This window comes from Cellvibrio sp. (genome assembly GCF_053579595.1).
Genome location: NZ_JBRFPI010000411.1, coordinates 1 through 3,797 on the forward strand (window position 1 = coordinate 1; position 3,797 = coordinate 3,797).

Annotated in this window: 3 protein-coding genes; 2 read left to right on the top strand and 1 reads right to left on the bottom strand. The window is 48.6% G+C overall.

Annotated features, from left to right (window positions below):
• Positions 1 to 580 (top strand): ribosome small subunit-dependent GTPase A (gene rsgA, locus ACWA6V_RS18720; protein WP_449523916.1); only part of this gene is annotated, 580 nt, incomplete at its 5' end.
• A 59-nt stretch (positions 581 to 639) separates the two neighbouring features.
• Positions 640 to 1,449: a sulfurtransferase gene (locus tag ACWA6V_RS18725; protein WP_449523917.1), complete on the top strand. Its 810-nt coding sequence runs from the start codon at positions 640 to 642 to the stop codon at positions 1,447 to 1,449.
• Between the two features lie 74 nt (positions 1,450 to 1,523).
• On the opposite strand, the gene pepN is transcribed toward ACWA6V_RS18725, so the two are convergent.
• On the bottom strand, positions 1,524 to 3,797 hold a 2,274-nt coding region (gene pepN, locus ACWA6V_RS18730), incomplete at its 5' end, for an aminopeptidase N (RefSeq protein ID WP_449523918.1).

Genomic DNA, 3,797 nt, shown 5'->3' on the forward strand with positions numbered 1-3,797 from the left:
GGTCGCAGCCAATGCCATCGACATCGAGCCGGTATTGGTGATCAACAAAACCGACCGCATTGATGACACCACGCGCGAAAAAGTCGCCTATCTGGAAACCACTTATCGCAAGCTGGGTTACACGGTATTGATGGTATCCACCAAAACCGAAACCGGGTTGGATGAATTGCGTGAATACCTTGCCGATTACACCAGTGTATTTGTCGGGCAATCGGGCGTGGGTAAATCCTCATTGGTGAATGCGCTCTTGCCCGAATCGAACTTGCGCGTGGGCGATTTGTCCGAACGACAACAGGGCACTCACACCACTACCAGCGCCACACTTTTGCACTTCCCCGGCGGCGGTCATTTGATCGATTCACCCGGTATCCGCGAATTTGGTTTGTGGCATATGGAAGAAGCCGATGTGCTGGAAGGGTTTATTGAATTCAAACCCTTTATCGGCCACTGTAAATTCCGCGATTGCTCCCATCGCCATGAACCCGGCTGCGCGATTTTAAAAGCACTGGATGATGGCACAATCAGTGCAACACGTATGGATTCGTACCGTTATATTTTGCGTACGCTCAATGAGAGTTAATTAGTAACAAGCAGCATCGGTCTTGATTTTATTTTTAAATTTTATAAAGGAGTAAATCCATGGCACTTCCCTTTGTGATTGAGCCCACGCAACTCGCTGCACTTTTGGCACAACCCACCAGCAAATTATTAATTATTGATATGTGCGCCGAGCAGACTTATTTGCAAGGCCACATCGACGGCGCGATTCACGTACCGCCGCATAAAATCCTCAGCGGCCAACCACCGGTGCCAGGCAAGATCGCGCCGATTGAAACACTCAATAGGGTATTTTCCTTTTTGGGTTTAACACCCGACACTCACGTAGTTGTATACGACGATGAAGGCGGCGGCTGGGCGGGCAGAATGATCTGGACACTCGATGCCATCGGTCACAAACACTATTCCTATTTGAATGGTGGTTTGCACGCGTGGCTTGCATCGGGCCAATCACTCACCAAAGAAATTCCCGTGCTCACACCCACAAAAGTTGATTTAAAAATCGACCCGATCGTGGTGATTGAAGTTACTGATATTCTGGGCGAATTGGATCGCGCCGATTTTGTGGTGTGGGATGCACGCAGTCCGGCAGAATTTACCGGCGAGCGTATCACTGCACAAAAAAATGGCCATATTCCTGGTGCGATTAATTGCGAGTGGACGAATTTAATGGATCGCAATAATGCTTTGCGCATCCGTACCGATGCGCGCGAGTATTTGGCATCACTCGGTTTAACCGCGGACAAACGAATCGTCACTCACTGCCAAAGCCATCATCGCTCCGGCTTTACCTATTTAGTAGGCAAAGCAGTGGGATTAAATATTCGCGGCTATCACGGCTCCTGGGCTGAGTGGGGCAACCACCCGACTACGCCGGTATCGCAAGCCTAATCTCCCCCAGCCCCCTCTTTGCCAAAGATGGGGGGAATCATCTCCTCCCTTTGTAAAGGGAGGCCGGGAGGGATTTAAAGCAATTTTTTCATCGCCACGCAGCGCTCATCTTCCTGCACTTCCACACGCAGCATCCGATACGTCAGCGGATGCAATTGCTGTGACTGATCGCGTGCATTAGTCAGCAGTGCAACCGATTCATCGCTACAACTGCGCAAAAATATTCCCCGGAAAAAACCTGCCATAAAACGCTCATAGCGATTTTTACTCATCTCTGGCAAGGCAGCCAATAATTTGGGCACATAAGCACGGCGCAGTTGCGGCTGTGAAAATGGTAAATAATTGGCCATCACCAACCGCATAGTGGCCAGTTTATATTCTTGCTCAGGAGCGATAATGTTGTTCAACCATCGTTCTTTAACACCAGCCTGCGGGCGCACCGCTTCACTCGCCAGTGCCATTTGCACACCCATATCCGAACCATCTTTTTTCTGCTCGGCGGCAGTCAGCGCCATATAATCCTTATATTCGTATTGATTCAAGCGCACTAGCAAAGCCCAGCGACGATCCTGATCTAATACCAAACCGGAGAGTTTTTTCTCACCCGTCAATTGCGCGCGCATCCAGGCCAAAGCTTCGCTACTGGAAGCAGAATACACATAACTATCGAACCATAATTTTTGCACATCAGAACCTGCGGCAGCGGAATGCATATTGGCAAAAGTAAATTGCTCCAATTGCAGCTGTGCGCTGGCGAGAGATTTATCTGGTGCGTTCATTAACTGCAAATAATCGCGTGCTAGTTTTAATTTGGCGGTGATCGCTGCCACAACTTCCACCTGCGACTCCTGCGCACTGTGACGCTGCGCGAGTGATAGATAATCTGTGAGCGGAAGGCGCGCATCCATCACTTCATCCCACAGATTTTGCCAGAGCATAATGCGCAAACTCGCATCAAACAAATGGATATGTTCACGCACCACTTGCAGGGATTTTTGATCCAGCTCCACCCGCACATAACCCCAATCATCCAGATTAGCAAAAACCAGATCCGGGCAAGCCAAGCCTTTTGCCTCGGCAACCGCTGTCATCGCACCTTTGTAAGTAACAGGCAAGCGTTTAACTAACTGCGCCTTGCCCGCATGGATTTTGTAAAAACCTAGCTGCACCCGCTGCTCGCGCAATACAGGCAAATCAACTGGTGAAGATTGTTGGAGGCTCAGCGAAGTAATGGAAGTATTGGTAGCATCGCATTGATATTGCACCTGGATTTTATTTAATCCCGCCTGCGCTAACCAAGTGTTGCTCCAATTGGATAAATCCCTTCCCGATGCACGCGCAATCTCATTGATAAAATCATCTTGCTGCGTATTTTGATACGCGTATTTTTTTAAATAACTGGCGACACCTTGGCGGAAATTTTCTTCACCCACCAACTGTGCCAGTTGTTTTAATACTGATGCACCCTTGCCGTAGGTGATAGCATCAAAATTGGTAAACGCCTCTGCTGTATTCAGCACAGGTAACTCAATCGGATGAGTAATAACTTGTTGGTCCATGGTGTAGGCCAACTGCTTGTAGTTGGAATAAAAAATATCCCACACACTTGCGCCAAATTCACTCGCTTTGGCTTGCTGCAAATAGGCCATATAAGTCGCGAAACTTTCGTTCAACCACAAACCATTCCACCACTCCATAGTGACCAAATTGCCAAACCACATATGCGCCATTTCGTGGGCAATAACATTGCCGTGGCGCATGCGTTCCACGCGGGTTTTTACACCGCGACTAATAAAGAATTCGTTAAAGGTTACTGCACCCAAATTTTCCATGGCACTGCTATTAAAATCCGGCACTACCAATTGGTCGTATTTTAGGAAGGGATAAGGCTGTTCAAAATACTGATTGAAAAATCCAAAACTTTGTTGCGTAAATAAAAACCATTCCTGCGGATTGACGTACTGCGCCAATTCCTGGCGGGCAAACAAGCGCAGGGGCACGCTGCCAGAGTTATCTTCCCACACGCGGTAAGGGCCGGCGTGAAGCGGAAAAATATAGGAAGGAATGCGTGCAGTCTGCGGAAAACTCCACACTTGTTGCGCACCACTGCGGGTAATGTTTTGCTCGCGCAGAGCCGAGATAACTTGCCAATCGGCAGGTGCAGTGACTTGCAATTTATAAGTCGCCTTCATATCCGGCTGATCAAAATGCGGATACATTTTATTGGCATTGTAAGGCTCGCAATTGCTGTAAAGGTAAACCCTACCCGTCGCAGGATCTTTAAAGCGATGCAAGCCATCTCCCGCTGTCGCATAGGGGCGCTGGTATTCAATTTCCAGCGTGTTCTT